This is a genomic window from Microvirga sp. TS319, from assembly GCF_041276405.1.
In the GTDB taxonomy this organism is placed as follows: Bacteria; Pseudomonadota; Alphaproteobacteria; order Rhizobiales; family Beijerinckiaceae; genus Microvirga.
Genome location: NZ_JBGGGT010000002.1, coordinates 2,956,491 through 2,982,887, shown reverse-complemented (window position 1 = coordinate 2,982,887; position 26,397 = coordinate 2,956,491). Strand labels below are relative to the sequence as shown.

Sequence of the window (26,397 nt, the reverse complement as noted above, 5' to 3'; positions counted from 1 at the left end):
GGCCTCTCCGGCTCGCGGAAAGGCACGCCATTCTCATTCCGGCTCCCGCCGGTTCGGATCGAAGTGCTTCTGCAGGTCCTTCCAGCAATCGATGTAATTGTCCTGAAGCGTTGGCGATTGGGCGGCGTATCGCGTGACGCGCTGCGGGAAGCGGGTCTCGAACATGAACGCCATGGTGCCGGAGAGCTTCACGGGCTGCAATTCGACATTGCTCGCATGCTCGAAGGCGGTGGCGTCCGGTCCGTGCGGAAGCATCTGGTTGTGGAGCGACATGCCGCCCGGCACGAAGCCTTCGGGCTTCGCGTCATAGACGCCGTAGACCAGCCCCATGAATTCCGACATCAGGTTGCGGTGATACCAGGGCGGGCGGAAAGTGTTTTCGGCCACCGACCAGCGCTCGGGGAAGATCACGAAATCCACATTCGCCGTGCCCGGCGTCTCGGAGGGCGCCGTGAGCACGGTGAAGATCGACGGGTCCGGATGGTCGAACAGGATCGCGCCGACCGGCGAGAAATGGCGCAGGTCGTATTTGTAGGGCGCGTAGTTGCCGTGCCATGCCACGACGTCGAGCGGGGACTGACCGATCTCCGTGCGGTAGAGTTCCCCGCCCCATTTCACGAACAGGAAGGAGGGGGCCTCCTTGTCCTCGTAGGCCGCCACCGGCGTCAGGAAATCGCGCGGGTTGGCGAGGCAGTTCGCTCCGATGGGACCGCGGTCCGGAAGGGTAAAGGAACCGCCGTAATTCTCGCACACATAGGCGCGCGCGGAACCGTCCAGGAGCTCGACCTTGAAGATCACGCCGCGGGGAATGATGCAGATCTCCCCGGGCTCGATGTCGATGATCCCGAACTCGGTGAAAAACCGCAGGCGCCCCTGCTGCGCCACGACGAGGTATTCGCCGTCCGCGTTGAAGAAATAGTCGTTCTCCATGGAACGCGTGACGAGCAGCACATGCGCGGCCATCCCGACCTGCGTGTCGGAATCGCCGGCCGTCGTCATGGTGCGCAGGCCTGTCACGAAGGTCAGAGCCTCGTCCGGAATCGGCGTCGGGTCCCAGCGCAGCTGTCCGACGGGAAGGTCGCTTTCGTCGCGAGCACCGGGGGCGGTCCGCATGAGGCCCTTGTCGACTTTCACATAGCGGCCGGAATGCTTCACCGAAGGCCTGATGCGGTAGAGCCAGGAGCGTTGGTTCGTGGCCTGGGGCGCGGTGAAGGGCGAGCCGGAGAGCTGCTCCGCGTAGAGGCCGTAGTTGATCTTCTGCGGCGAGTTGCGCCCGAGGGGGAGCGCCCCCTCGAGCGCTTCGGTCTCGAAGGAATTGCCGAAGCCGGACATGTAGCCGGGCACGATGGCGCTGCGGCGGGGCTGTTGGGATTCGAAGCCAGAGACCTTCTGAACGTTCATGAGCGCTCTCCCTGGAATGGAACCGATCGGTGGAATGGATATTGACCACTCGGTCCGCAAATCTAGTTGCTTGTGCAACGAATTTGACCTATTAGTTGCATGCGCAACGAATTATTGTCAACCATGACCCGGCAATCCGCAGCGAAGACACAGCCCGCCTCCAGCTCCATGGTCATCCTGGAGCGCTTCCTGCCGTACCGCCTCAACGTGCTGGCGAGCCTGGCCTCCAATGCGTTGGCGCAGATCTATGCCGAGCGCTTCGGCCTCTCGATCCCGGCCTGGCGGGTGGTTGCGACCCTCGGGCAGTACGAGTTCCGGACGGCCCGGGACATCGCGGCCCATGCGGTCATGCACAAATCCACCGTCTCGCGAGCCGTCGCCGCCCTGGAGCAGCGCGGGCTGATCGCCCGGCGCCCCAACCAGGACGACCGGCGCGAGGAACTGCTCGAACTGACCGGGGAGGGACGGGGGATCTACGAGGCCCTGGCTCCCGAGGCTCTCGCTTTCGAGGAGCGCTTCGTGTCCGTTCTCACGGAGGAGGAGCAGAAGCTCCTCGGCTCGCTCATCGACCGCCTGAGCGGTCACGCGCGGCAGCTGACGCCGGAGGGGGAGGCTCGAGAGTGAAGCTCTATACCTATTTCCGCTCCTCGGCGGCCTATCGGGTCAGGATCGCACTCAACCTGAAGAACGTGCCTTACGAATCCGTGCCGGTGAACCTTCTCGATGGCGAGCAGCGCGACGAGGCATACGGCGCCGTCAATCCGCAGCGGCGCCTGCCGGCCCTGGATCTCGGCGGCCCCGTCCTCATCCAGTCCCCGGCCATTCTCGAATATCTCGACGAGGTCTACCCCGATCCGCCCCTGCTGCCGGCCGATGCGCTGAGCCGCGCGAAGGTGCGCGCCATCGCGGCCATCGTCGGCTGCGATATTCACCCTCTGAACAATCTCGGACCCCTGCGCTATCTCAAGCGAACCCTGGGGCACGACCAGTCCGCCGTGGATGCCTGGTATGCCCATTGGGTGCGCGACGGTTTCGACGCCATCGAGGCTCTGATCGAACCCGGCCCCTATGGCTTCGGCACGCAGGTCTCGCTCGCCGATCTCTATCTCGTGCCGCAGGTCTTCAATGCGCGGCGCTTCAACATCTCGCTCGATGCCTATCCGAAGATCGTCGCGGTGGATGCGGCCTGCGCCGAACTCCGCGCCTTTCAGGATGCCGCGCCGGAACGCCAGCCGGACGCGGTTCGATGAATGGGCGCAAGGACCGCCCGCGGTCCTGCGCGTGGTGAAGAGGAGCAGCCCTACGAGGGACTGCATCCGCAACAGGAGGAAAGCCATGGGACCGTTCCCGCATGACGCACCGCCGCCGGCCATCAGCGAAGACAACCCGATGGGAACCGACGGCTTCGAGTTCGTGGAGTTCTGTCACCCGGACCCGCAGGCTCTCGACAGGCTGTTCAAGACCATGGGCTTCAGCCTGGTCGCCAGGCACCGTTCGAAGAACGTGCTGCTCTACCGGCAGGGCGACATCAACTTCGTCGTCAACGCGCAGCCCGGCTCCTTCGCCGAGCGCTTCGCCAGCCAGCACGGTCCCTCGGCTCCGGCCATGGCCTTCCGCGTGGTCGACGCGAAATATGCCTATGACCGTGCGCTCTCCATGGGCGCCAAGCCCGTGCAGACGGAACGGGGCCCCAACGAGCTCGAGATTCCGGCCATCGAAGGCATCGGCGGGCTGCAGATCTACTTCGTCGACCGCTACGGCGCGAAGGGCTCGATCTACGACGTCGACTTCGAATGGCTCGGCGAGAAGGATCCGAAGCCCAAGGGCGTCGGCCTCTATTACATCGATCACCTGACGCACAACGTCTATCGCGGAAGGTTGAGCGAATGGGCGGGTTTCTACGAGCGCCTCTTCAACTTCCGCCAGATCCGCTACTTCGACATCGAGGGCAAGCTGACGGGCCTGCATTCGCGCGCCATGACGAGCCCCGACGGCAAGATCCGCATCCCGATCAACGAGGATGCGGGCGAGACCGGGCAGATCGAGGAGTATCTGCAGGAATACAAGGGCGAGGGCATCCAGCATGTGGCGCTGGGTTCGCACGATCTCTACGAATCCATCGAGACCCTGATCGCGAACGGGCTCGAATTCATGCCCGCTCCGAACGACATCTATTATTCTCGCATCGACAAGCGCCTTCCGAGCCACGAGGAGCCGATCGAGCGGCTGCAGACGAACGGCATTCTCATCGACGGCGAGGGCGTCGTGGAAGGCGGCTTCACCAAGGTGCTGCTTCAGCGCTTCGGCAAGACGGCGATCGGACCGATCTTCTTCGAGTTCATCCAGCGCAAGGGTGACGAGGGATTCGGCGAAGGCAACTTCAAGGCGCTCTTCGAATCCATCGAGGAGGACCAGATTCGTCGCGGCGTCCTGAAACCAAGCGCCGCTTGAGACGGCCGACATCGACGCGATTCTTGGAAGGCCGGGCATGTCCCGGCCTTCTCAATTTTGACGTAAGACGCCCGTCTTCGCCCCAATTGCGGACAGACTTATTCACAGGCTCACCCCTTCGTGATGCCGCAAAATCGGATCGGGCGACGATGATTGCAGCCACCGTGCTTCAACCAATAACCCTTGCAAATTAAGGGTTTGTTAGGGTTTGGCCTCAAAGTTTTACGAACAGTAAACAGCCGGGAATGAAAACGTTGCCTTTGTGCAACATGCCGGTGAAAAGCCCTCCAGGTTGCCCAGTTTATGCCTTCATTCGGTTGCTTGGCGGATCGCTCTGGCTAATGTGGCTCCAGCGACGGGGGCACCCCAGTCGTCATTTGATCGGCTCCAGCCAAAAGGCGGGCCATCAGATCACTAGGGGAAAAGGGAGGTGTTTGGGGCTTTGGCCTTCAAAGCACAAAAACCCGACCCCCCAAGGGTCTCGAAACTTTGGAGGTTTACCATGAAGCTCGTTAAGAGCCTTCTCCTCGGATCGGCTGCTGGTTTTGCTGCTGTTGCCGGGGCTCAGGCTGCTGACCTTCCCGTCAAGAAGGCTGCTCCTGTTGAGTTCGTTCGCGTCTGCTCCGCCTACGGCGCAGGCTTCTTCTACATCCCCGGCACGGAGACCTGCCTCCGCGTTGGTGGCCGTGTCCGCGCTGAATACCGCTATCTTGAGCCGGCTACTCGCGCCAACGACACGATCGGCTTCCGCGCTCGTGGCCGTCTGAACATCGACGCTCGTACCGCCACGGCCTACGGCCTGCTGCGCACGTTCGTCCGCTTCGAGATGACCCGCGACACCGGCTCGTATGGCCCTAAGGCCACCGATCCCAACGTCGACCAGGCTTTCGTGCAGTTCGGTGGCCTGACCGCCGGTCGCGCTCAGACCTTCTTCGACAACGGCGACATCGACACCCAGTCCTTCGGCACGATTCGCTGGTCGGACCAGCCGAACGTCAACCTGCTGGCCTACACCTTCTCGTTCGGCAATGGCTTCTCGGCCTCGCTGTCGCTCGAAGAAGGCCGCTTTGCCGGCACGGCGTTTGGTGCTGTGCCTGCCTTCTTCCCGGCCGGTCAGCGCGCTCCCGACGTCGTCGCGAACGTGAAGTACACGGGCACCTGGGGCTCGGCTCAGCTGTCGGGTGCTGTTCATCAGCTCCGCAGCGCCGCGATCGCCGGCGTCACTCCTGCTGACGTGATCATCCCGGACACCGATTACGGCTTCGCCGTGTCGGGCCAGTTCAACTTCAACCTCCCGATGCTCGGCGCTGGCGACACCTTCTGGCTCGCTGCGACCTATGCTGACGGCGCTCTCGGCTATCTCGGCTTCGGCAGCTCCTCCAGCATCCGTGGCGTTTCCGGTTCTGTCGTCGATGCCTTCATCGACGAAGACGGCGAGATCGACACCGGCCGCGGCTGGCAGATCGCCGCTGGCCTGCGTCACTACTGGACCCCTGAACTCCGCCAGAACGTGTTCGGTTCGTACGCTCGCGTGAACTACGGCGGCGATGTGGGCGACCTGTTCGACTTCAACGAGTGGCGCGTTGGCACGAACCTGCTGTGGTCGCCGGTCTCCGGTCTGACTATCGGCGCTGAGGTCCTCTACGCGAACATCAATACGGAACAGCCCGTGGTCATCGATAGCCGCGTGCGCGACAACCGCAGCGCTTGGGAAGGCCGTCTGCGCGTTCAGCGTGACTTCTAATCGGCTCAACCCGATTGGCGAGAGGAAACCCCGGTGGCAACACCGGGGTTTTCTTTTTCACGTTCGTGCATCGCTCGGGAGAGCGGATTCGGTTTTGCGTGAGAAGATGCTTAAGATCATAGACTGACAGCATGGGATGCGGGTCCGATGTCTCGTCCGATGCTGGTGGCCGCATCATTCGAACAGTCCTGCACAGCCAGGTCGGTAAGGTTCGGGGCCATTGTTCGCCCCCGGCTCGTCTTGGCGACCGGTCGTCATGGCCGGACTTGGTCCGGCCATCCACGCCTTGGGAAACGCCGCGCCGACAAGACCTAGCGCATCGTGCGAAAAAGTTGATCCGGTAATTCGATGCTCTAGATGCCCGGCTCAAGCCCGGGCATGACGTTCGAGGGTGTCACGATTTGTCGAAAAGCGACCTGAGCGCCCGGAGAACCAGCGCAGGGCTGTGGCAATCGCGATGCCGAATGAGGCGCACGGATGTCGCTGCGCATTTTCCTTTCCCGGTCGTGTTGATGGGTCCCTGCTCGCAGGGGATCCCGACTGGAGGGATAGGATGACACATGAAAAGCAGGGATGACGGACGGAGTTCAGGGGCATGCCTTCGGGAGGCCCCTTTGGATCCTGCAGAAGGTCGATGATGGCGAGGCGCGAATGCTCGGCTCGCCTCAATAGGCGGTCTTCGCCGCATCCGCTGTCTCGGAAATTCCCGAGACAGGCTTCTCCTTCAGTCGCGCCCGGTAGACCTGCAGGTTTTCCATGACCCGCTGTACGTAGTTCCGGGTCTCGTAGAACGGGATCCTCTCGACCCAGTCGATCATGTCCACGTCGGGCTGGCGGGGATCTCCATAGCTCCGGATCCACTTCTTCACGTTGCCGCCGCCCGCATTGTAGGAGGCGAAAGCGAGAATGTAGGAGCCCTTCCAGTCCTCCATCAGCTCTCCGAGATGGGCGGAGCCAATCTTCGCGTTGTAGGAGGGGTCATCCACCAGGCGGTTCAGGTCGAATCCGACGCCGAAACGCTGCGCGGTGCGCTTGGCGGTGGCCGGCATGAGCTGCATCAGACCGCGCGCGCCTGCGCTCGAGACCGCCTTGGGATTGAACGCGCTTTCCTGGCGCGCGATGGCATAGACCATGGCCGCCTCGACTTCGTCGCCGACCGGTTCGAAATCCGGGATGGCGGCGATGGGGTAGGCGTGCTGATCGAGCGGGAACCCCCGTTGCAGGGCGATCTTGCCCACCGCCAGGACCGCGCGCGGATTGTGCTGGGATGTGGCGAGCGCCGCGAGAGCATCGAGCTGTCCAGGATCGTTCAGGACCTGGGCAAGGTCGGCATAGAGGCCGATGGCCAGCTCCGGCTCGCCGATCTGGTTCAGGAGGCGCACGGCGCGCACGGGAACGAGCGCATCGAAGGCTTTGTGCTCATCATCCTTCAGGGGCTCGACGGAACGCAGGGACACGCTTTCACCCAGCTTGTCGCGCGCGAGCTGGCCGTAATAAGTGGTCGGGTACCCGGCTGCCCGCATGTAGAAGTGCTTGGCGTCTTCGGCGGCCCCTGCCGATTCCGCCGCACGGGCCTGCCAATAGGCGGCGCGGGACAGGGAAATCGGCGTGGAGGCGGCCTGCGACGCGGTGGCGAAGTGCTTCGCGGCCGTTTCCGGGTCGTTCAGGAAGCGAAGCGCGATCCAGCCCGCATGAAACTCCGCCTCGATCTGCTCCGCGGGAGATTCGGCCGAGTGGTGACTCGCCACCATGTAGGCGGTCTTGGCGTCGCCCTTGTCGAGCAGCTCCCGGGCGATCCGGCGCTGCTCGGCCCACCATTCATCCCCGTCCACGCGAAGCTCGTGATCGCGGGGGGCCTGCATGATGATCTTGGCCGCCTCCGCCATGTTGTTCGCCCTGCGCTGGAAGAGCGCGCGGGAGAACAGGTAGGACGGATCGGTCCTGAGCGAGGCGGGGACCGCCGCGAAGGCCTTGTCGGCCTTCTTCTTGCCCTGGAACAGGCCCATGCGGGCCTTGACCAGGGTGACGTAGTCCTGGCCGGCGAGCTCGGCGGCGCGCTGGGCGGCGCTCCAGTTCTCCTTCAGGAGGTGGCGCTCCATGCGGTAGCGGTGGTCGGCCCGGGTGAGGAGGTCCGGGAACCGGTCGAGGATCCGGCGCTCGGTGTCGCTTCCGAAGGTATCTTCGCGCCACGCGAAGCGGATCAGATCCGCAGCTTCCTTATCGAGACCGTCGCCCTTGAGTGCGAGGCCCAGCGCGATGCGTCCGGCTGGCGTGACGGGCGGGCGCTTGTCGAAAAAGTCGCGAATCTGCGCATTCGAGCGGCGCTCGGCCAGGAAGGTGATCTCCAGCCGCCGGCGGAGTTGCGACGTCATGGGCCAGTCCGGAAAATCCCGCCGGAAGGCCATGATCCGCTCGTAACCGAGGGGGAGGCCGATGCGGATGGCGAACCATTCGGCGACGGCCTGCGCCGCCGGATCCGTGAGTTTCGACTGCAGGATCGCCGCTTCGGCCGGATCCTCGGCCCGGTAGGCCTTGAAGATCAGCGGCAGCTGTTCCAGGTCTCCCATGGCCGTGGAAAGGGGCCTGAAGCTCTCCAGGGCAGGGGGGACAGGCGAGCCGGCCGGCAATTCGCCGGCGTGAACCGGGAGAGCGGACAATTGGAACACGGCGACAGACGCCAGAAGAGCCATCGAACGGCGCATTGTGAGGATCACCCGCTCACCCCCGTGTCGTCGCCTCTCGTTATGACGACGTTTCTCTTGAGGAAACACCAAGTGCCGCGTTAGGACAACACCTCAAAGGTTCGTTTGCGCCGATGGGCCGCAGCCCTTATGTGTGACCGACCGGCCCGCTTCAGATTTGCCGCTTCTATTCGAGGACTATCATGACCCGCTTCAAAGGCTCCATCACGGCTCTGGTGACCCCCTTCAAGGATGGCGCCGTGGATGAGGCCGCCTTCAGGGCCTTCATCAACTGGCAGATCGATCAGGGCGCCCACGGCTTCGTTCCGGTCGGGACCACGGGGGAGAGCCCGACGCTCAGCCACAAGGAGCACGACCGGGTCGTCGAGATCTGTGTCGACGAGGTGAAGGGCAGGGTGCCCGTGATCGCGGGGGCGGGCTCCAACAGCACGGACGAGGCCATCGGCTTCTCCAGGCATGCCGAGAAAGTCGGCGCCGACGCGGTGCTGATCGTCACGCCCTATTACAACAAGCCGACGCAGGAAGGCCTCTATCAGCACTTCAAGGCGATCAACGACGCGATCGGCATTCCGATCATCATCTACAACATCCCCGGCCGCTCCGTCATCGACATGTCGGTCGAGACCATGGCGCGTCTCTTCGAGCTCAAGAACATCGCGGGCGTGAAGGACGCGACCGCGAATCTTGCCCGCGTCAGCCAGCAGCGTCAGGTCATGGGCCCCGATTTCATCCAGCTCTCGGGTGAGGACGCGACGGCTCTCGGCTTCATGGCGCACGGCGGCCACGGCTGCATTTCCGTCACGTCCAACGTGGCTCCACGCCTCTGCGCCGACATGCAGGAGGCCTGCCTGAAGGGCGACTATGCAACGGCCCTGAAGATCCAGGACCGCCTCATGCCGCTCCACACAAACCTTTTCCTCGAGACCAATCCGTCGCCCGTGAAGCACGCCGCTTCCATTCTCGGCCTTATGCAGGACGATGTGCGCCTGCCGCTCATTCCCGTTTCCGAGGGAACGAAGCAGGCGGTGCATTCGGCGATGGTTCACGCGGGTCTGATCAACACCTGAAGAACCGATGTCCAAAGCTCCGAAGAGCGCCAACCGCGTCGTCGCGGACAACCGGAAGGCGCGGTTCAATTATGAGATCGTCGATACCTACGAGGCGGGCATTGCGCTCACCGGCACGGAGGTGAAGTCCTTGCGCACCGGCAAGGCCACCATCGGGGAGGCCTATGCCGGTCCGTCGGGCGAAGAGTTCTTTCTCTTCAACGCCTATATCCCGGAATACCTCCAGGCAAACCGCTTCAACCACGAGACGCGTCGTCCGCGCCGCCTGCTGCTGCACAAGCGCCAGATCGACAAGCTCATCGGCGCGACCCAGCGCGAGGGCTTCACCGTGGTCCCGCTCAAGATCTATTTCAACGATCGGGGGCGGGCGAAGGTGGAGCTCGGGCTCGGCCGGGGCAAGAAGCTCCACGACAAGCGCGAGACCGACAAACAGCGTACCTGGAATCGCGAGAAGGCGCGCCTGATGCGCGAGAAGGGCTGACAGGACGCCAGAGCGATGTGCTTTTCTATAAGGGGAGCATCGAACGGATCCCAAAGTGGAATCCACTTTTGGGTCCGATGCTCTAAGTCCCCCTTTGTCTGGGAGGATCTGGTATGGCGTCCGTCGCTCTTGTCTCGGTTCTCGGCCCCGACCGTGTCGGGCTTGTCGCCGCGATTGCGGAGCACCTGTTCGACGTCGGCGTGAACCTGAGAGATACGACCTTCTCGGCTCTAGGCTCCGGGGCGGAGTTTGTGGCCCTGTGCGAGCTTCCTGCAGGCCTGGAAGCGGGCGACATCGAGGCGGGCCTCAGTCGGCTTCCGGATCTCGCCGGCGCCGAGATTCGCGCCGTTCCTTACGCCTTCGATCCCAGCCCGGGGCCTGCGGGCACCATCACGCACCGCATCACGATCAGCGGCGGCGATCAGCTCGGCCTCGTGGCGCGGCTCGCCGAAGTCTTCAAGCAATACGATTCCAACATTGTGCGCCTGGAGGCCCGCAAGCTCGGGAGCGCGGAAGGCGGTCTCTACGTGACCCGCTTCGCCGTGTTCATTCCGGAGAGCCAGGTCAACCTATGCCTGGCGACGGTCAGCAATACCGCCGGCGCGCTCGGCCTGGACTGCGAGGTCGAGGCGGGAACGCTTTGACCGTCAAGGCACAGGACGACGGCCGGGACGCACCCGGCCGTGCTTCATCGTTTTCCTGGAGTATCGCGCGAAGAAGTAGGAGCCGGTTCTTCGCGAAAAACGATGCTCCATCAAAGAGATAGAGCATCGAACGCAAAAGTGGGCACCAGTTTTGCGTGAAAAGATGCTCAAAAACAGAAGCTTACAGCATCGGACGTGGGTTCGACTTCACGTCCGATGCTGTAGGAGCGGCGACCTCAAAGATCGAATTCGTCGTCCTGGCCCTGCCGGATGCCGTAGCGGCTCTCCAGGGCTCCGTTGCGGGGCTGCTGCTGTTGATGCTGCTGGCGGGGACGGTCGCTGCCTTCGCCGGCCACGCGCTGCGGTCGATCCGAGGGGTCGCGGCCGATCCGGGAGGCCAGTTGCGAAAGGTCGAGGAACTCATCCGCCTGACGGCGCAGTTCGTCGGCGACCATGGGGGGCTGCGTGGTGATGGTGGAGACCACGGACACGCGAACGCCCCGGCGCTGCATCGCCTCGACCAGGGAGCGGAAGTCCCCGTCGCCGGAGAACAGCACCATGTGGTCGATATAGGGCGACAGCTCGAGCGCATCGATCGCGAGCTCGATATCCATATTGCCCTTCACCTTACGGCGACCTGCCGAATCGACGAACTCCTTGGTGGGCTTCGTCACCACCCGATAGCCGTTGTAATCGAGCCAGTCGATCAACGGGCGGATAGAGGAGTATTCCTGATCTTCGACGAGCGCCGTGTAGTAGAACGCACGCACAAGCGTGCCCCGACCCTGGAATTCCTTCAGAAGACGCTTGTAGTCGATATCGAACCCAAGTGTCTTTGTCGTAGCGTAAAGGTTCGCTCCGTCAATGAAGAGTGCGATCCGCTGCTGGCCTGACATAAGTATTCTCTTTTTGTGTCTGCCTGGGCAGCATAACAACCCAATCGGTCGCAGCGACATCTATTATTTATGCGGACAATACAATTGCGCAACAAGAACAGGACGTGCCCGAGAACAGGCTGTTATCAACCCTTTAGACGAGTAAAAACCACAAGCTCGAATACTTAATGGTGAGTAAAAGAAAAGAGTCAAGGTGGCGGAAAGGGGGCCGTCAAGCCTTCTACTGAAAAATCAACAATTTTTACGATTTGAGGCTTCGGCTGCCGGGCTTGACCGCCGGAAGAGCGGCGAGTTCCGGGGGCAGCTTGTCGGGCTCGTAGGCCGGAATGTCGAGCTGGACCAGGGAGACGAGGGGCACGCCGAGATCCGCCTTGCCGCCGGAACGGTCGATCAGGCAAGCGGCGCCCAGGAGGGTCCCCGGATAGTCCCTGAGGGCCGCCAGGCATTCCCGCGACGAGAGGCCGGTCGTCACGATATCTTCCACCATCACGACGCGTGCTCCTTCCGGGATCGTGAATCCCCGCCGCAGGGTGAAGGCGCCGTTCTCCCGCTCCACGAAGATTGCCTTGGCGCCGAGATGCCGGGCCGTTTCATAGCCGGGGACGATTCCGCCGACGGCCGGGGAGACCACGTAATCGACGGCCCCGAACTTTTCCTTGATCTTCTCGGCCAGCGCCCGGCAGACCCGCTCCGTGCGGGCGGGGTCCTGGAACACGAACATCTTCTGCAGGAAGACCGGGCTGTGCAGGCCCGACGAGAGGACGAAGTGCCCTTCGAGCAAGGCGCCGGCGGAGCGGAATTCGTCGAGGATGTCGTTCGGGGTCATGGCTCAGGTCTCCTGCGTCAGCGCTGTGTGGCAGGTGAGTTGCCGAGACGCAAGGGCGTTCGCGCCGGGAACAACGCGGGATCAGCCTCCCGGTGCCTATAGACCTTGTGTGGAAGCGCACTTGAAAAACGATATGACGTTCCATCTACACGACGCCAAGGGGGCCTGTTCCAGGCAACCGGGCGGGATCCGGTTTCGAGGCGTCATACGGGTCTGCCCGCCTTTCCTGCGGCCGGATATGAGGACCAGAGCCATGAGAATACGAAGTGTCGAACCCCCTGCAGGTTCGGGGACTGGAAAGAGGGGCGATGAACCCGGCGGCTTTCAGGCGACCAGAGCATCCGTCATCATGGGCGCCCATGTCCGGATCGGCCATGCCGCCGGCCGCTCGCCGCTCCGTTACAGTCAGGCGGCAGGAAAAGCCGGAGAGCGCGGCGGCGCGGAGCAGGTCCTGACGCTCCTGGTCGAGCCGAATGGCCTGCTCCGTGAGGGGATGAGGCGGATCCTGACAGGGAGCGCCTATTCTCCCGTTCTCTCCATCGCGAGCCTCGACGACGCACGGTCGTTGCTCGGAGGGCAGAGAGCGGCGCTTCTCCTGATCATGAACGCGGGTGAGGAGTATTCGGAAACATGCCGGCAGGTGCGGGCGCTCTTGGCGCAGAATCCATCCGCCCGGATCGTCATGTTCGTCGAGCGGTGCGATCCGCAGCAGATGTTGATCGCGTTCGATGCGGGGGCGGCGGCCTGCCTCGACACATCGACCTCGCATGAAGCGCTCCTCAAGATGCTGGACCTCGTCATGCTGGGCGAAAGGCTTGTCCCGGCGACGGTCCTGACTGCCCTCCGAAGGCCCGGCCTTCCCCAAGATCTCGACAGGAGAAAAGAGCTGTCCTCCCGCGAAAGAGCCGTTCTCGAATGCCTGACGGAGGGCGCATCGAACAAGCTCATCGCCCGCAGGCTCGAGATCACCGAGGCCACCGTCAAGGTCCACGTCAAGTCCATCCTGCGCAAGGTCCGGGCGAAAAACCGCACGCAGGCCGCACTTTGGGCGTCGATGCATATTCAGACGCAACGGTCGTGACGGGAACGGGGGGCTCCGCTCTTCCCGGCTGGCCGCATGAACGCTTCGAAGATCGCCTTGGCGCCGAGATGCCGGGCCGTTTCATAGCCGGGGACGATTCCTCCGACGGCCGGGGAGACCACGTAATCGACGGCCCCGAACTTTTCCTTGATCTTCTCGGCCAGCGCCCGGCAGACCCGCTCCGTGCGGGCGGGGTCCTGGAACACGAACATCTTCTGCAGGAAAACCGGGCTATGCAGCCCCGGCGAGAGAATGAAGTGCCCCTCCAGCAAAGCGCCGACAGAGCGGAATTCTTCGAGAACTTCGTTCGGGGTCATGGAGCACCTGTCGTCATGGCAGGGGCTGATTATCCTATACCCGGCGGTTGCGTAGGCTCGATTTTCAGATGCAAGAGCGCACATGGAAGTGTAACAGGGTTCCCGCGAGGGCGGGGTATCTCTCCAAACGATGCCATAAACCTCAAGAGGCGATGCAAATGCATGTTCTTGTGCTGGGCGGGTATGGCTTAATAGGGCATCCTGTCGTTTCGCGACTGCTGGAATCCGGGCATCAGGTCACGGGTTTGGGACGTTCCGTCAGCCTTGCTCGCAGGATATGCCCCGGCGCGGATTGGGTTGAAAGAGACATTGCTTCTCTCACCCATCTACAGGATTGGCTACCGATTCTCTCCGGCATTCAGATTGTCGTAAACTGCTCGGGCGCCTTGCAGGACAGCCCTCGGGACAATCTTCAGGCTTTGCAGGCAGATGCCGTGAAGGCTCTCTTCGAAGCCTGTCGGATCGCCGGGTGCGCGAGGGTCGTGCAGGTGTCGGCTGTCGGCGTTTCTCGCGATGCGGACACAGCGTTCCTTCGCACGAAAGCGGAAGCCGACGAGGCGTTGATGACATCCGATCTCGAGTGGTTTGTTCTGAGACCAGGGCTCGTCATCGCGAGAGCTGCATATGGCGGCACGGCTCTTATTCGCGCTCTTGCTTCATTCCCGTTCATTCTTCCGATGCTCCAAGAGCGGGAGCCCATCCAGACTGTCGGCGTCGACGATGTCGCTGATGCCGTGCTCGCGTGCGTCGAAGGACATGTCGAGGCCAGAACTGCCTATGATCTCGTCGAGACGCAGGTTCATTCACTGAAGGAAATTGTGCTCGCGTTTCGGTCCTGGCTCGGCTTCCCGCCCGTTCGAACTGTTCCTGTGCCAAGAGTGATCGGTCAGGCTATCTTCAAGATCGGTGATGCTGTCAGCTTTCTCGGATGGCGTCCGCCTGTGCGCACGACCGTTCTCCGTCAACTCGCGACAGGCGTGAGGGGAAATCCTGAGGCCTGGCTGCGGGCAAGCGGTCGTCTCCCGTCAAGTCTATCGACGATCTTGAGCCATATGCCTGCAAACGCTCAGGAAAGGTGGTTTGCGAGGCTGTGGCTTTTAAAGCCACCCATCGTCGTAACCCTCAGCATGTTCTGGCTGGCGTCTGGGATCGTAGGGCTCATTGAAATGGAGAGGGCTGCTGCCATTCTTACACAGAGAGGTCTTGGTGCGGAGCTTGCAAGGGCTGCCGTTCTCGGCGGCGGCATGGTCGATATCGTTCTCGGTACGTTATTGCTCGTGCGCTCTCTGCACAAAACCGCTGCCTTCGGAATGATTATGGTAACGCTGGCCTATCTCGTGGCCGGCACAGCGCTCACGCCCGATCTCTGGCTCGATCCTTTAGGAGCCTTCGTCAAAACTCCCCCCGGGGCTGTTCTTGCTCTGGTGGCGCTCGCCATCGCGGATGAACGCTGATGGACTTTGTCGATCTTCTTCGCTGGCTTCATGTCATTGGCGCGACGGTGCTTCTCGGAACTGGAGCCGGCATTGCGTTCTTCATGCTGATGGCGCACAGAACGCATCGTCCCGTACTGATCGCTCATGTTGCCTCGAGCGTTGTCATTGCAGACATGCTATTCACGGCAACGGCCGTCGTTGCGCAACCGATCACCGGAGCCGGTCTCGCCTATATGATCGGTTGGTCTTTGACAGAGGGGTGGCTTATCCTGTCGCTCGGCCTCTATGTGATAACCGGCTTATTCTGGCTACCTGTCGTCTGGATCCAAATCCGCATGCGCGATCTGGCACGGGCTGCGGCTGCGAAAGGCCAACCTCTTCCCGATCTTTATTATCGGCTGTTTCCGATCTGGTTTGCTTGTGGAATCCCAGCCTTCTTCGCCGTTCTCGGCATCGTCTGGCTCATGCTGACAAAGCCGTCATTGACTTTGCTCTAGAGCATCGGACGTGAAAAGTGGAATCCACTTTTGGGATCGATTCCGATGCTCCCTTCTTGGAAAGAGCGCATCGTTCCGGCGAAAAACCGGGGCCACTTTTCCGCGCGGTGCGCTAGTGCTTATCGGCTTTGTCCTGCCGCCTGAACGAGCGCCGTGAAGATCGTATTGCCCGGGTGGTCCTGGTCTGCGAACAGTTCCTGATGCCATTGCACCCCAAGCGCGAAACGGCGGGAGGGAACTTCGATCGCCTCGATCACGCTGTCTGCCGCATGGGCGCTCGCCACGACACGGTCTGAAAGCTCGATGACGGCTTCCCGGTGGAAGGTGTTCACGGAAAGCTCGCGCCGCCCGACAATTTGGAACAGCCGGGTATTGTCTTCGATGGCGACCGGATGCAGGTGATCGCGCTTGTCGTGCTCCAGGATATGCGGCCCCATCGCGCGCACGTCCGGTGAGAGGCGGCAGCCGTGCAGGCCTGCGAGAACCTGCATGCCGTTGCAGATTCCGAGCACCGGCTTGTTGCGTTCGAGGAAGCCCCGCATGAGCGCGAGCTCCACGTCGAGCCGCTCGGAATGCGGGGCCTTGGAAACCTGGCCTTCGGCGAACCATTCGTTCGGAAAGGCGAAGCGGCCGCCCACGCTCATGAAGCCGTCGAACGCGTCGACCACGGATTCGACCATGTCCATGACATACGGAATGCCGAAAGGCAGGCCGCCGGCACGGTGAACGGCGACGAAATACTTCTTCGTCATGTCGTAGCGCGTGCCGTCGACGCTGGTGTTCTCGTCCATGATGACGGCGATGCGCGGCTTGGCCGGCATGGGCGATTATCCGGTCACGCGGTCGACACGGCTGACCACGCGCTTGGCGCGAAGCTCCGCGATGATCGCATTGAGATGCTTCAGATCCCAGACGGTCAGATCGATGGTGATATCGGTGAAGTCCTGCGTGCGCCGCTTCATGTTCACGTTGTCGATGTTGCCGTCGTGATCCGCGATGACCTGCGCGATCTGCGCGAGCGATCCCGGTTCGTTGATCGATTGCAGCTTGATGCGCGCCGGAAAGCGCTGCGTCGAGCCGGTTTCGAGATCCCAGCGCACGTCGATCCAGCGATCCGGCTCGTTGTCGAAATCGGCGAGCGAAGGGGACTGAATGGGATAGATGGTGACTCCCTGGCCGGGGGTCAGAATGCCGACGATCCGGTCGCCCGGCACGGCCCCGCCTTCCGGGGCGAAGCGGATCGGCATGTCCCTGTTGAGGCCGCGAATCGGGATGCCGTCCGTCTGTTCGCCGGTCGGTCGCGTGCCCATGCCGTCCGGCTGGCCCATGGCCCTGCCGTCCGTTCCGGTGCGGCGTTCCTCCTTGTAGTCGGGATAGACGGCGCGCACCACGTCGCCGGAGAACATCTCGCCCCGGCCTACCGCCGCCAGCACGTCCTCCACGGAAACGCGCGCAAGCCGGGGCAGGGCGCCTTTGAGTTTTTCGTCCGAGAAGGTCTTGCCCGCGCGCTCGAAGGCGCGCTCCAGGATCTGATGGCCGAGGCCCGTATACTGCCGCCGGACGGCCGCGCGCGTGGCACGCCGGATCGAGGCGCGGGCCTTGCCGGTGACCACGAGGGATTCCCAGGCTGCGGGCGGCGTCTGCCCTTCGGCGCGAACGATTTCCACCTCGTCGCCGTTCTGAAGCTCGGTGAGCAGCGGCGACATGCGTCCGTTGATCTTGCAGCCGACCGCCGTGTTGCCGACATCCGTGTGCACCGCATAGGCGAAATCGATCGGCGTCGCACCGCGCGGAAGGGCGATGAGGCGGCCCTTCGGCGTGAAGCAGAAAACCTGGTCATGAAAGAGTTCGAGTTTCGTATGCTCGAGGAACTCTTCGGGATTGTCGCCTTCCGCAAGGAGATCGATCGTGCGCCGCAGCCACTGATAGGCGCGGCTTTCCGTGGCGAGGCGGGAATTGTCGTTCACGCCCTCCTTGTAGAGGGCATGGGCCGCGATTCCGTATTCGGCGACCTGGTCCATCACCTCCGTGCGGATCTGAAGCTCGACACGCTGGCTGCCGGGGCCGATCACCGTGGTGTGGATCGAGCGGTAGTCGTTCTGCTTGGGCGTCGAGATGTAGTCCTTGTAGCGGCCCGGAACCATGGGCCAGCTGGTATGGACGATGCCGAGCGCGCGGTAGCATTCGTCGACGGTGCCGACGATGATGCGGAAGGCGAAGATATCGGACAATTGTTCGAACGAGACGGATTTGCGCTCCATCTTGCGCCAGATCGAATAGGGGCGCTTCTGACGCCCCGTCACCTGCGCGTCGATGCCCTGAGCCCTCAGCTTGGTGGTGAGCGTCCGCTCGATCTCCTCGACGAGCTTCTCGCTCTTGGCCGTCAGTTCGTGCAGGTGCCGGTTGATGGCCTCATAGGCTTCAGGGTCGAGGTTCTGGAAGGCCAGTTCCTCCAGCTCCTCGCGCATCTCCTGGATACCCATGCGTCCGGCGAGAGGGGCGTAGATCTCCAGGGTTTCCTGCGCGATGCGCTGGCGCTTCTCCGGGGGCATGAAGCCGAGAGTGCGCATGTTGTGCAGGCGGTCGGCGAGCTTGACCAGAAGCACGCGCACATCGTCCGCGATGGCGAGCAGAAGCTTGCGGAAGTTCTCGCCCTGGGCGGCACGCTTGGAGACGAGGTCGAGGCGCTTGATCTTCGTCAGGCCGTCGACGAGTGCCCCGATCTGCGTGCCGAAGGTCTTGTTGATCTCCTCCAGGGTCGCTTCGGTATCTTCCACCGTGTCGTGGAGCACGGCTGCCGCGATGGTCGCCTCGTCGAGCTTCATGTCGGTGAGGATCGCGGCGACTTCGAGGGGATGGCCGAAGAACAGGTCGCCGGATGCGCGCTTCTGGTTGCCATGCGCCATCATGGCATAAACGTAAGCGCGGTTGAGCAGCGCCTCGTCAGCCGAGGGGTTGTAGCGCTTCACCCGCTCGACAAGTTCGTACTGGCGCATCATGCGGCCGCCATCTCCTCAAATCGGTCTGTCAGGCTGAAATCGGGCAATACTAAAGAATATTGTACCAGCACTTCTGACCGCAAGCTGAATACCTTGCCGCAGGCGGCAAATCCACGCCGTGGTTAAGAGGCATGAAAAAAGCCCGGCTGAGGGCCGGGCTTTTCGGATAATTACAGGTTCGAGCCGTTATTCACGCTCGTCGTCGTCCGAGCTGTTGTTGCTCGGGGGCACGAGGCCCTCCAGCCCGCGAAGCAGGTCTTCCTCGCTCATGCGGTCGAACTGGACATCGGCGTCGTTGTCGCTGCCCGTGGCGGCTGCGGTGTTGCCCAGCATGGGAACGGCCTCGGCCTCCGGCTCGTCCACCTCGACATATTTCTGCATGGAGTGGATGAGCTGCTCCTTCAGGTCGTCGGGAGCGATGGTCTCGTCCGCGATCTCGCGGAGAGCCACGACGGGGTTCTTGTCACGGTCGCGGTCGATGGTGAGCGGCGAGCCCGAGGAAATCAGGCGGGCGCGGTGGCTGGCCAGCAGCACGAGCTCAAACCGGTTGTCGACCTTGTCGATGCAGTCTTCGACGGTCACGCGAGCCATGCAGGGGCTCCTTCTTCAGGTTCAAAGGAATATCGGAAGGGTGACCGGATACAACGGATGCTCCAAGAATACAAGAGCAAGACCACAAGAGGATGCGTTCCGAAACAGGGACTTAAACCCGAAACCTCCCGCCACGTGCGGAGGCGCACGTTTTCGCAAGGACCTTTATATTATGTTGTAACGTATTGGTTGCGAGGGGCGAATGCATTATTTGAATGGTTTTCTGCGGGGGGCTATGCGCCGGGGCAAGCTCCTCTGGAGCAGGTTTTTCTTCAGCCGATCGAAGATCGACCGCAGTCTTCTCAAGGGATGGAGGCGGCACATCTGAGGCCGCGCGAGACTCTCAAACGACCTCTTTGCCTTGACTCCGAGGCTTGCGGGTGCCAGTTCCGCGCGGATTCGACGCAATAAAGGTTCCGCTCCCGATGAAGCGCGCATTCATTTTCCCGGGCCAGGGAAGCCAGGCCGTGGGCATGGGCAAAGCCCTCGCCGACAACTTCCCCGCGGCCAAAGCCGTATTCGACGAGGTGGACGAGGCCCTCTCGCAGAAGCTGTCCACTCTCATGTGGGAGGGACCCGCCGAGGAGCTGACCCTGACCGCGAACACGCAGCCCGCTCTGATGGCCGTGAGCCTCGCCGCCATGCGCGTGCTGGAGGCGGAAGCCGGGCTCGGGCTCAAGGAGCATGCCGCCTATGTCGCCGGACACTCGCTCGGCGAATATTCGGCGCTCGCCGCCGCCGGCAGCCTCTCGATCGCCGATACGGCGCGCCTCCTGCGGATTCGCGGAAACGCCATGCAGAACGCCGTGCCGGTGGGGCAGGGCGCCATGGCGGCCCTTCTCGGCCTCGAATACGACACGGCCCTCGAGGTCGCCCGTGAGGCGGCTCAGGGCGAAGTCTGCGATGCGGCCAACGACAATGGCGGCGCCCAGGTCGTGGTTTCGGGCCATAAGGCCGCTGTCGAGCGCGCGGTGACGATCGCCCAGCAGAAGGGGGCCAAGCGCGCCGTGATGCTGGCCGTGTCCGCCCCCTTCCATTGCGCCCTCATGCAGCCCGCCGCCGACGCCATGCGCGAGGCGCTGGCCGGAGTGGCAGTGAATGCTCCCGCAATCCCCGTGGTGGCCAATGTGGAGGCCGCGCCGATCACCGATCCGGATGCGATCCGCGATGCCCTGGTCCGCCAGGTCACCGGCACGGTCCGCTGGCGCGAATGCGTGGCCTTCATGGCCTCTCAGGGCGTCGAGGCCTTTCATGAAGTCGGATCGGGCAAGGTCCTGACCGGTCTCGTGAAGCGCATCGCCGCGGGCGCCGCCGCCAGCGCCATCGGCACGCCCGAGGATGTCGCCGCCTTCAAAGCTACCCTGCAAGGCTAATAGAGGAGAGCCTCCATGTTCGATCTGACCGGCCGCAAGGCTCTCGTCACCGGAGCCACCGGCGGAATCGGCGGCGCCATCGCCCGCGCGTTGCACGCCCAGGGCGCTACCGTGACGCTCTCCGGCACCCGCCGCGCCGCTCTCGACGAGCTTGCCGCCTCGCTCGGCGAGCGGGTCCATGTGGTCGAGGCCAACCTCGGCGACAAGGATTCCGTCGAAGCTCTCGTTCCCGCCGCGGAAGCCGCGATGGAAGGTCTCGACATCCTCGTGAACAACGCGGGCGTGACCAAGGACAACCTGTTCATGCGCATGAAGGACGAGGAATGGGACACGGTGATCGCCGTGAACCTGACGGCCGCGTTCCGCCTCTCCCGCGCCGCCGTGAAGGGCATGATGCGTCGCCGCTACGGCCGCATCGTCAATATCGGCTCCGTGGTGGGCTCGACCGGCAATCCGGGGCAAGGCAATTACGCCGCTTCCAAGGCCGGCCTCATCGGCATGACCAAGGCGCTCGCCGCCGAGGTCGCGAGCCGCAACATCACCGTGAACCTGGTCGCTCCGGGCTTTATCGAGTCTCCGATGACGGATGTGCTCAATGAAAAGCAGCGCGAAGGCATCCTGGGCACTATTCCCATGGGACGGCTGGGCCAGGGCGATGAAATCGCGTCCTCGGTGGTCTATCTCGCGTCGAGCGAAGCCGGCTATGTGACAGGGCACACCCTGCACGTGAACGGTGGAATGGCGATGTTCTAAAGGCACTTAGCTGGGCTGGCGGAAACTGTTCGCAGGTGCCGCTCGCCTCTCGCCAGACAGGATAAGCTTGTGTTAAGCATGAGCCCGATCACGCCAAAGGGGTTGACCGGCGCACAAAAATACGGCTTTGCACGGCGCAAGGTAGCCGTTTCAGCGTTGTCAGCTGAGCAGCTGATCCGATTTCGATTTTTTAATCCGCCCGTTACTGAGGCGGCAGCCACTGAGGAAGAAAACGATGAGTGACGTCGCTGATCGCGTGAAGAAGATTGTTGTCGAGCATCTGGGCGTTGAGGCCGACAAGGTGACGGACAACGCGAACTTCATCGACGACCTGGGCGCGGACAGCCTCGACACGGTCGAGCTGGTGATGGCCTTCGAGGAAGAGTTCAACGTCGAGATCCCGGACGATGCCGCCGAGACCATCGTCACGGTCGGCGACGCGATCCGCTTCCTCGAGAAGAACGCAGCCTAAACTTTCGGCGGGCGTCGGGTGAACCACCCGACGCCCGATTTTTATTTAACGATAGGGTAGAACGTTATGCGCCGGGTTGTTGTTACAGGTCTTGGCATGGTCACGCCGCTGGGCAGCGGTGTCGATGCCACGTGGTCCCGCCTCGTGGAGGGGCAAAGCGGCGCGAAGAAGATCACGGACTTCCAGGTCGATGATCTTGCCTGCCAGATCGCCTGCCGGATCCCGGTCGGGGACGGCAGCAACGGCACGTTCAATGCCGATGAGTGGATGGAGCCCAAGGAGCAGCGCAAGGTCGATCCCTTCATCGTCTATGCGATGGCGGCCTCGACGCAGGCTCTTCGCGATGCCGGCTGGGCCCCGAAGACCTATGAGGAGCAATGCGCCACGGGCGTGCTGATCGGCTCCGGCATCGGCGGCATCGGCGGCATCTACGAGGCCTCGGCAACCCTGATCGAGCGCGGCCCGCGCCGCATCTCGCCCTTCTTCATCCCCGGCCGCCTGATCAACCTCGCGGGCGGTTACGTGTCCATCGAGCACGGCCTCAAGGGCCCGAACCATGCCGTGGTGACGGCCTGCTCCACGGGCGCCCACGCCATCGGCGACGCGGCCCGCCTGATCGCGCTCGGCGACGCCGACGTGATGGTGGCCGGCGGAACGGAATCGCCCGTCAACCGCCTCTCCCTCGCGGGCTTCGCCGCCTGCCGGGCGCTCTCGACCAATTTCAACGACAGCCCCGAGAAAGGGTCCCGCCCCTACGACAAGGACCGTGACGGCTTCGTCATGGGCGAGGGCGCCGGCGTCGTCGTGCTGGAGGAGTACGAGCACGCCAAGGCCCGCGGCGCGAAGATCTACGGCGAGGTCATCGGCTACGGCCTGTCGGGCGACGCCTATCACATCACCTCCCCGTCGGAGGACGGCGACGGCGCCTATCGCTGCATGTCGGCTGCCGTCAAGCGCGCCGGCATCAAGGTCTCCGAGATCGACTACGTCAACGCTCACGGCACCTCGACGCCGCTCGGCGACGAGATCGAGCTCAAGGCCATCGAGCGCATCATGGGCGATGCGGCGGGCAAGCTCACCATGTCGTCCACCAAGTCGGCCATCGGGCACCTGCTGGGCGCGGCGGGGGCCGTGGAGGCGATCTTCTCGCTCCTCGCCATGCGCGACGGGATCGTTCCCCCGACCATCAACCTCGACAATCCGTCCGTCGAAACCGCGATCGACCTCGTGCCGAAGGTGGCCAAGCGCAAGCAAGTCGATGTAGCCTTGTCGAACTCCTTCGGCTTCGGCGGAACCAATGCTTCCCTGATCTTCCGACGCGTTGCCTGAGGACAACGCTTCTGCGTTACGGCTTTTCGCCATAATCCCCACTAGGGTGTCGGACGAGTCGGGGGAGGCCCGGCCGGCACCAGAAAAGCATCGTGATGTTCGGACGTAAAAAGAGACGCACCCTGATTTCTGACCATGAGGCCGAGCTTCAGGGGCAGGAACAGCCGCGCCTGGCACCCCGTTCCCCGAGCGAGGCGCTGAAGCCGTCGCTCGCGCCGCCTCCGCCGCCGCGGATCCGCCGGCGCCGCGGGGGCATGCTGGCCCTCATGAGCGGCCTGCTGACGCTGATCGTGGCCCTGGCCCTGGCGGGCGTGTTCGGCTTCACGATGCTGGAGCGCGAGATCACCGCCCAGGGACCGCTTCAGAACGACAAGGTGGTGCTGATCCCGCGCAATACCGGCACGAGCGACATCGCCTCGATCCTGAAGGAGGAAGGCGTCATCAATCAGCCGCTGCTGTTCGAAGCCTATGCGCTCATCAACCGCCAGCGCGGTCAGCTCAAGGCCGGCGAATTCCAGTTCAAAGCGGGCGCGAGCATCCAGGATGCCATCGACACTCTCGTCCAGGGCAAGGCGATTCTTCACGCGGTCACCGTTCCCGAGGGCCTCACGAGCGATCAGATCGTCGCCCGGCTTTACGAGAACGAGATCCTGAGCGGCGACGTTGCCGAGACCCCGCGTGAGGGAACCCTGCTCCCGGACACCTACAAGTTCGAGCGCGGCACGACGCGTCAGCAGATCATCAACACCATGCAGGCGGCCCAGCGGCAGATGCTCAATCAGATCTGGCAGCGCCGGTCCTCGGATCTGCCGATCAGGTCGCCGCAGGAACTCGTGATTCTCGCCTCCATCGTGGAAAAGGAAACGGGACGCGCGGACGAGCGCACCCGCGTCGCGGGCGTGTTCATCAACCGCCTCCTGAAACGCATGAAGCTCCAGTCCGACCCCACCATCGTCTATGGGCTGGTCGGGGGCAAAGGCACTCTGGGGCGCGGAATCCTGCGCACCGAGATCGAGACGGCAACGCCCTACAACACCTACGTGATCGAGGGCCTGCCTCCCGGACCCATCGCCAATCCGGGACGCGCGGCGCTCGAGGCCGTGGCCAATCCGTCGCGAACCAAGGATCTCTACTTCGTCGCCGACGGTTCGGGCGGCCATGCCTTCGCCGAGACCTACGAGCAGCACCAGCGCAACGTGAGCCGCTGGCGCCAGATCGAAAAGAACAAGCCTGCGACCGACAGCGATGCGGTCGACCGGATCGTGGATCCGGATGCCCCCGTCCAGCCTTCGGCTCCGGGGCAATCCGGTGCGCTCGACGATGGGCTGTCCGCACTGCGCGGGACGGCCAGTGCCCTGCCGTCCGGGGGGCGTACCGCGACCGGCGCCGGCGGCAAGCGAGCCCGGGGTTTCGATGCGAGCGAGGGCACGGACAAGGATCCGCTCAAGAACAAGACCTTCGATTTGACGAACCCGAAGAACGTTCCGACCCTCACCCAGCCCTGACCCTTCGCGACCGGGCCGGCCACAGGCTTCGGCATTCCTGCCGCTTTTCGGGCCCTGCATCCGGCGGGTCGCGCCTCGAAGCCCCGGGCACCAATAATCGGATCCACTTTTTTGCGCGATGCGTTATGGTCGCGCCGATTTTCGTTACGAATGACGCCTGAGGTTCAGTGCATGTCGATTGCAAGCATGACCGGCTTTGCCCGCGAAGCCGGTGTGACCGGTCCTTACCAATGGGCCTGGGAGCTCAAGACCGTCAATGGACGGGGGCTCGAAGTGCGCGTGAGGACTCCGTCCGGGCTCGACGCCGTGGGCGAGGAGGCTCGCGGCCTGATCCTCAAGGCGTTCACTCGCGGGCAGGGGCAGCTCAACCTTTCGATGTCGAGGGCATCGACCGCCCCCAGGCTGCGGGTCAATCAGGAGGTGCTGCAATCCCTTCTCTCCGCCGTCGGCGGGCTGTCCCTTCCGGACAATGTGAAACCGGCCTCCCTCGACGGTCTTCTCGCCGTTCGCGGCGTCGTGGAACTCGACGAGGATGCCGTGGATCCGGGGCGGGACGAGGCGCTGACGGACGCGCTCAGGGGCGGCGTCGCAAATCTGATCCAGGCCCTGCAAGCCGCCCGGCTGAACGAAGGCCAGGCGCTCGCCTCCGTCCTGAACCGGCAGCTCGATTCGATCGCCGGGCTCGTGAGTGATGCGGAAGCATGCCCGGCACGGCAGCCGGATGCCATTCGCGCGCGCCTCGAAGCGCAGGTTGCAGAGCTCCTCGACGGCAAGGCTGCCCTCGACCCGGCGCGTCTGCACCAGGAGGCGGTGCTCATTGCTGCCCGCGCCGATATCCGCGAGGAGATCGACCGCCTGCGCGCCCATGTGGATTCCGCCCGCGCTCTGTTGCAGGAGGGTGGTCCGGTCGGACGCCGGCTCGATTTCCTGGCGCAGGAGTTCGGCCGCGAGGCCAACACGCTCTGCGCCAAGGCCAATGATGTGTCTCTGTCCAGGATTGGTCTTGAATTGAAGGCCGTAATCGAGCAATTCCGGGAGCAGGTTCAGAACGTGGAGTAATGTGGTGAGCCAAGATTCGAAGCCCCTGGTCGGACGTCGCGGCCTCATCCTGATCCTGTCCTCGCCGTCGGGCGCCGGAAAGACCACGCTCACCCGCAGCCTCGTGGAGGATCGCGCGGGCGCGCTTTCCATCTCCGTCACCACGCGCCCCAAGCGGCCGTCGGAGATCGAGGGAAAGCACTATTACTTCATCGGCGTGGACGAGTTCCAGGCGATGCGCGAGCGCGACGAACTGCTGGAATGGGCCGAGGTGCACGGGAATTTCTACGGCACGCCGCGCAAGCTCGTCGAGAAGACCCTCGCGGCCGGCCAGGACATGATCTTCGACATCGATTACCAGGGCACCCGTCAGGTCCGGCAGAAGCTGCCGGACGATGTGGTGACCGTCTTCGTCCTTCCCCCGAGCTTCAGGGAGCTGAAGGCTCGCCTGGAACGCCGGGCGGAGGATGCCCCCGACGTGATCGCCAAGCGCCTCGCCAATGCCCGGATCGAGATGGAGCGCTGGGTCGAATACGATTACGTGATCGTCAACGAGGATCTGGGCGACTCTTTCGAGAAGCTCAAGGCCATCCAGACGGCGGAGCGCCTCAAGCGGGACCGGCTCGTGGGACTTCAGGAGTTCGTCGAGGGCCTGCTGGCCGAGAAGATCGATTAAGCGCATCGGGTCCGCACGATGCGCTACAGCGTCGGACGTAAAAATCGAACTCACGTCCGACGCTATAAGTTGATGGTCTTGAGCATCTTTTCACGCAAAACCGGTTCCCACTTCCCGC

Annotated in this window: 25 protein-coding genes and 1 pseudogene; 18 read left to right on the top strand and 8 right to left on the bottom strand. The window is 63.3% G+C overall.

The window, feature by feature from the left end; translation table 11 throughout:
* Positions 1-33 precede the first annotated feature (33 nt).
* Positions 34-1,401 (bottom strand): homogentisate 1,2-dioxygenase, encoded by a 1,368-nt coding sequence (gene hmgA / locus AB8841_RS23580; RefSeq protein ID WP_370438196.1) that lies wholly within the window; start codon positions 1,399-1,401, stop codon positions 34-36.
* Positions 1,402-1,524: 123 nt separating this feature from the next.
* On the opposite strand from hmgA, the gene AB8841_RS23575 reads away from it, so the two are divergent.
* From AB8841_RS23575 to AB8841_RS23560, 4 genes are all read left to right on the top strand, one after another.
* A complete protein-coding gene (locus AB8841_RS23575) occupies positions 1,525-2,025 on the top strand; it encodes a MarR family winged helix-turn-helix transcriptional regulator (protein ID WP_370438195.1) in 501 nt (166 codons plus the stop codon).
* Positions 2,022-2,651: a maleylacetoacetate isomerase gene (gene maiA / locus AB8841_RS23570; protein ID WP_370438194.1), complete on the top strand. Its 630-nt coding sequence runs from the start codon at positions 2,022-2,024 to the stop codon at positions 2,649-2,651. The genes AB8841_RS23575 and maiA overlap by 4 nt, the downstream gene beginning before the upstream one ends.
* 85 nt (positions 2,652-2,736) lie before the next feature.
* Entirely contained in the window at positions 2,737-3,852 is a 1,116-nt protein-coding gene (gene hppD / locus AB8841_RS23565; protein ID WP_370438193.1) for a 4-hydroxyphenylpyruvate dioxygenase, read from the top strand.
* Between the two features lie 502 nt (positions 3,853-4,354).
* Entirely contained in the window at positions 4,355-5,596 is a 1,242-nt protein-coding gene (locus AB8841_RS23560) for a porin (RefSeq protein ID WP_370438192.1), read from the top strand.
* A 665-nt stretch (positions 5,597-6,261) separates the two neighbouring features.
* On the opposite strand, the gene AB8841_RS23555 is transcribed toward AB8841_RS23560, so the two are convergent.
* Complete coding sequence (locus AB8841_RS23555; protein ID WP_370438191.1) at positions 6,262-8,298, bottom strand: lytic transglycosylase domain-containing protein; 2,037 nt, start codon at positions 8,296-8,298, stop codon at positions 6,262-6,264.
* Between the two features lie 182 nt (positions 8,299-8,480).
* Between AB8841_RS23555 and dapA the strand changes: the two genes are divergently transcribed.
* The 3 genes from dapA (at position 8,481) to AB8841_RS23540 (ending at position 10,490) form a co-directional block, all read left to right on the top strand.
* Complete coding sequence (gene dapA / locus AB8841_RS23550) at positions 8,481-9,365, top strand: 4-hydroxy-tetrahydrodipicolinate synthase (RefSeq protein WP_370438190.1); 885 nt, start codon at positions 8,481-8,483, stop codon at positions 9,363-9,365.
* A 7-nt stretch (positions 9,366-9,372) separates the two neighbouring features.
* Complete coding sequence (gene smpB, locus AB8841_RS23545; RefSeq protein ID WP_370438189.1) at positions 9,373-9,846, top strand: SsrA-binding protein SmpB; 474 nt, start codon at positions 9,373-9,375, stop codon at positions 9,844-9,846.
* Positions 9,847-9,959: 113 nt separating this feature from the next.
* Positions 9,960-10,490 (top strand): glycine cleavage system protein R, encoded by a 531-nt coding sequence (locus AB8841_RS23540; protein ID WP_370438188.1) that lies wholly within the window; start codon positions 9,960-9,962, stop codon positions 10,488-10,490.
* A gap of 236 nt (positions 10,491-10,726) precedes the next feature.
* Here the strand turns inward: AB8841_RS23540 and AB8841_RS23535 are convergent, their stop codons facing one another.
* A complete protein-coding gene (locus AB8841_RS23535) occupies positions 10,727-11,386 on the bottom strand; it encodes an NYN domain-containing protein (protein WP_370438187.1) in 660 nt (219 codons plus the stop codon).
* A 241-nt stretch (positions 11,387-11,627) separates the two neighbouring features.
* On the bottom strand, positions 11,628-12,212 hold the full coding sequence (pyrE, locus tag AB8841_RS23530) for an orotate phosphoribosyltransferase (RefSeq protein WP_370438186.1): 585 nt from the start codon (positions 12,210-12,212) through the stop codon (positions 11,628-11,630).
* A 253-nt stretch (positions 12,213-12,465) separates the two neighbouring features.
* Between pyrE and AB8841_RS23525 the strand changes: the two genes are divergently transcribed.
* A complete protein-coding gene (locus tag AB8841_RS23525; RefSeq protein ID WP_370438185.1) occupies positions 12,466-13,293 on the top strand; it encodes a LuxR C-terminal-related transcriptional regulator in 828 nt (275 codons plus the stop codon).
* Between the two features lie 47 nt (positions 13,294-13,340).
* Here AB8841_RS23525 and AB8841_RS23520 read toward each other — a convergent pair.
* Positions 13,341-13,610: pseudogene (locus AB8841_RS23520) on the bottom strand (orotate phosphoribosyltransferase); the annotation flags it as partial.
* 68 nt (positions 13,611-13,678) lie between these two features.
* Between AB8841_RS23520 and AB8841_RS23515 the strand changes: the two are divergent.
* Together AB8841_RS23515 and AB8841_RS23510 are read left to right on the top strand one after the other, a co-directional pair.
* Complete coding sequence (locus AB8841_RS23515; protein WP_370438184.1) at positions 13,679-15,064, top strand: SDR family oxidoreductase; 1,386 nt, start codon at positions 13,679-13,681, stop codon at positions 15,062-15,064.
* Positions 15,064-15,543: a DUF2269 family protein gene (locus AB8841_RS23510; protein WP_370438183.1), complete on the top strand. Its 480-nt coding sequence runs from the start codon at positions 15,064-15,066 to the stop codon at positions 15,541-15,543. The genes AB8841_RS23515 and AB8841_RS23510 overlap by 1 nt, the downstream gene beginning before the upstream one ends.
* Positions 15,544-15,662: 119 nt before the next feature.
* On the opposite strand, the gene AB8841_RS23505 is transcribed toward AB8841_RS23510, so the two are convergent.
* The 3 genes from AB8841_RS23505 to rpoZ all read right to left on the bottom strand — a co-directional run bounded on the left by AB8841_RS23505 (position 15,663) and on the right by rpoZ (position 19,133).
* Entirely contained in the window at positions 15,663-16,364 is a 702-nt protein-coding gene (locus tag AB8841_RS23505; protein WP_370438182.1) for a gamma-glutamyl-gamma-aminobutyrate hydrolase family protein, read from the bottom strand.
* A gap of 6 nt (positions 16,365-16,370) precedes the next feature.
* Positions 16,371-18,542 (bottom strand): bifunctional (p)ppGpp synthetase/guanosine-3',5'-bis(diphosphate) 3'-pyrophosphohydrolase, encoded by a 2,172-nt coding sequence (locus tag AB8841_RS23500; RefSeq protein ID WP_370438181.1) that lies wholly within the window; start codon positions 18,540-18,542, stop codon positions 16,371-16,373.
* Between the two features lie 186 nt (positions 18,543-18,728).
* Entirely contained in the window at positions 18,729-19,133 is a 405-nt protein-coding gene (gene rpoZ / locus AB8841_RS23495) for a DNA-directed RNA polymerase subunit omega (RefSeq protein ID WP_370438180.1), read from the bottom strand.
* Positions 19,134-19,558: 425 nt separating this feature from the next.
* Between rpoZ and fabD the strand changes: the two genes are divergently transcribed.
* The 8 genes from fabD (at position 19,559) to gmk (ending at position 26,279) form a co-directional block, all read left to right on the top strand.
* Positions 19,559-20,506 carry an ACP S-malonyltransferase gene (gene fabD / locus AB8841_RS23490; protein WP_370438179.1) on the top strand — a complete coding sequence of 316 codons (948 nt, stop codon included), beginning with the start codon at positions 19,559-19,561 and terminating at the stop codon, positions 20,504-20,506.
* A gap of 15 nt (positions 20,507-20,521) precedes the next feature.
* Positions 20,522-21,259, top strand: a complete 738-nt coding sequence (gene fabG / locus AB8841_RS23485) for a 3-oxoacyl-[acyl-carrier-protein] reductase (protein WP_370438178.1) — start codon at positions 20,522-20,524, stop codon at positions 21,257-21,259.
* A gap of 78 nt (positions 21,260-21,337) precedes the next feature.
* Positions 21,338-21,502: a hypothetical protein gene (locus tag AB8841_RS23480; RefSeq protein WP_370438177.1), complete on the top strand. Its 165-nt coding sequence runs from the start codon at positions 21,338-21,340 to the stop codon at positions 21,500-21,502.
* Positions 21,495-21,731, top strand: a complete 237-nt coding sequence (locus AB8841_RS23475; protein WP_009764365.1) for an acyl carrier protein — start codon at positions 21,495-21,497, stop codon at positions 21,729-21,731. Before AB8841_RS23480 ends, AB8841_RS23475 begins: the two co-directional genes overlap by 8 nt.
* 66 nt (positions 21,732-21,797) lie before the next feature.
* Positions 21,798-23,060, top strand: coding sequence for a beta-ketoacyl-ACP synthase II (fabF, locus tag AB8841_RS23470; protein ID WP_370438176.1), 1,263 nt, complete (start codon positions 21,798-21,800; stop codon positions 23,058-23,060).
* A 95-nt stretch (positions 23,061-23,155) separates the two neighbouring features.
* A complete protein-coding gene (mltG, locus tag AB8841_RS23465; RefSeq protein WP_370438175.1) occupies positions 23,156-24,565 on the top strand; it encodes an endolytic transglycosylase MltG in 1,410 nt (469 codons plus the stop codon).
* Between the two features lie 171 nt (positions 24,566-24,736).
* Positions 24,737-25,624 (top strand): YicC/YloC family endoribonuclease, encoded by an 888-nt coding sequence (locus AB8841_RS23460; RefSeq protein WP_370438174.1) that lies wholly within the window; start codon positions 24,737-24,739, stop codon positions 25,622-25,624.
* 4 nt (positions 25,625-25,628) lie between these two features.
* The gene (gene gmk / locus AB8841_RS23455; protein ID WP_370438173.1) at positions 25,629-26,279 is read left to right on the top strand and encodes a guanylate kinase; all 651 of its coding nucleotides are present in this window, start codon (positions 25,629-25,631) and stop codon (positions 26,277-26,279) included.
* The last annotated feature ends 118 nt before the right edge of the window (positions 26,280-26,397 follow it).

What these genes read in the sequence shown, in the direction of transcription:
- fabF (WP_370438176.1), top strand. Translation starts at nt 21,798, where the DNA reads ATGCGCCGGGTTGTTGTTACAGGTCTTGGCATGGTCACGCCGCTGGGC.
- hppD (WP_370438193.1), top strand. Translation starts at nt 2,737, where the DNA reads ATGGGACCGTTCCCGCATGACGCACCGCCGCCGGCCATCAGCGAAGAC.
- AB8841_RS23505 (WP_370438182.1), bottom strand. Translation starts at nt 16,364, where the DNA reads ATGCCGGCCAAGCCGCGCATCGCCGTCATCATGGACGAGAACACCAGC.
- rpoZ (WP_370438180.1), bottom strand. Translation starts at nt 19,133, where the DNA reads ATGGCTCGCGTGACCGTCGAAGACTGCATCGACAAGGTCGACAACCGG.
- AB8841_RS23525 (WP_370438185.1), top strand. Translation starts at nt 12,466, where the DNA reads ATGAGAATACGAAGTGTCGAACCCCCTGCAGGTTCGGGGACTGGAAAG.
- fabD (WP_370438179.1), top strand. Translation starts at nt 19,559, where the DNA reads ATGAAGCGCGCATTCATTTTCCCGGGCCAGGGAAGCCAGGCCGTGGGC.
- AB8841_RS23460 (WP_370438174.1), top strand. Translation starts at nt 24,737, where the DNA reads ATGTCGATTGCAAGCATGACCGGCTTTGCCCGCGAAGCCGGTGTGACC.
- AB8841_RS23510 (WP_370438183.1), top strand. Translation starts at nt 15,064, where the DNA reads ATGGACTTTGTCGATCTTCTTCGCTGGCTTCATGTCATTGGCGCGACG.
- AB8841_RS23575 (WP_370438195.1), top strand. Translation starts at nt 1,525, where the DNA reads ATGACCCGGCAATCCGCAGCGAAGACACAGCCCGCCTCCAGCTCCATG.
- hmgA (WP_370438196.1), bottom strand. Translation starts at nt 1,401, where the DNA reads ATGAACGTTCAGAAGGTCTCTGGCTTCGAATCCCAACAGCCCCGCCGC.
- AB8841_RS23500 (WP_370438181.1), bottom strand. Translation starts at nt 18,542, where the DNA reads ATGATGCGCCAGTACGAACTTGTCGAGCGGGTGAAGCGCTACAACCCC.
- AB8841_RS23480 (WP_370438177.1), top strand. Translation starts at nt 21,338, where the DNA reads ATGAGCCCGATCACGCCAAAGGGGTTGACCGGCGCACAAAAATACGGC.
- AB8841_RS23475 (WP_009764365.1), top strand. Translation starts at nt 21,495, where the DNA reads ATGAGTGACGTCGCTGATCGCGTGAAGAAGATTGTTGTCGAGCATCTG.
- AB8841_RS23560 (WP_370438192.1), top strand. Translation starts at nt 4,355, where the DNA reads ATGAAGCTCGTTAAGAGCCTTCTCCTCGGATCGGCTGCTGGTTTTGCT.
- pyrE (WP_370438186.1), bottom strand. Translation starts at nt 12,212, where the DNA reads ATGACCCCGAACGACATCCTCGACGAATTCCGCTCCGCCGGCGCCTTG.
- AB8841_RS23540 (WP_370438188.1), top strand. Translation starts at nt 9,960, where the DNA reads ATGGCGTCCGTCGCTCTTGTCTCGGTTCTCGGCCCCGACCGTGTCGGG.
- AB8841_RS23515 (WP_370438184.1), top strand. Translation starts at nt 13,679, where the DNA reads ATGCAAGAGCGCACATGGAAGTGTAACAGGGTTCCCGCGAGGGCGGGG.
- fabG (WP_370438178.1), top strand. Translation starts at nt 20,522, where the DNA reads ATGTTCGATCTGACCGGCCGCAAGGCTCTCGTCACCGGAGCCACCGGC.
- AB8841_RS23535 (WP_370438187.1), bottom strand. Translation starts at nt 11,386, where the DNA reads ATGTCAGGCCAGCAGCGGATCGCACTCTTCATTGACGGAGCGAACCTT.
- dapA (WP_370438190.1), top strand. Translation starts at nt 8,481, where the DNA reads ATGACCCGCTTCAAAGGCTCCATCACGGCTCTGGTGACCCCCTTCAAG.
- mltG (WP_370438175.1), top strand. Translation starts at nt 23,156, where the DNA reads ATGTTCGGACGTAAAAAGAGACGCACCCTGATTTCTGACCATGAGGCC.
- AB8841_RS23555 (WP_370438191.1), bottom strand. Translation starts at nt 8,298, where the DNA reads ATGCGCCGTTCGATGGCTCTTCTGGCGTCTGTCGCCGTGTTCCAATTG.
- smpB (WP_370438189.1), top strand. Translation starts at nt 9,373, where the DNA reads ATGTCCAAAGCTCCGAAGAGCGCCAACCGCGTCGTCGCGGACAACCGG.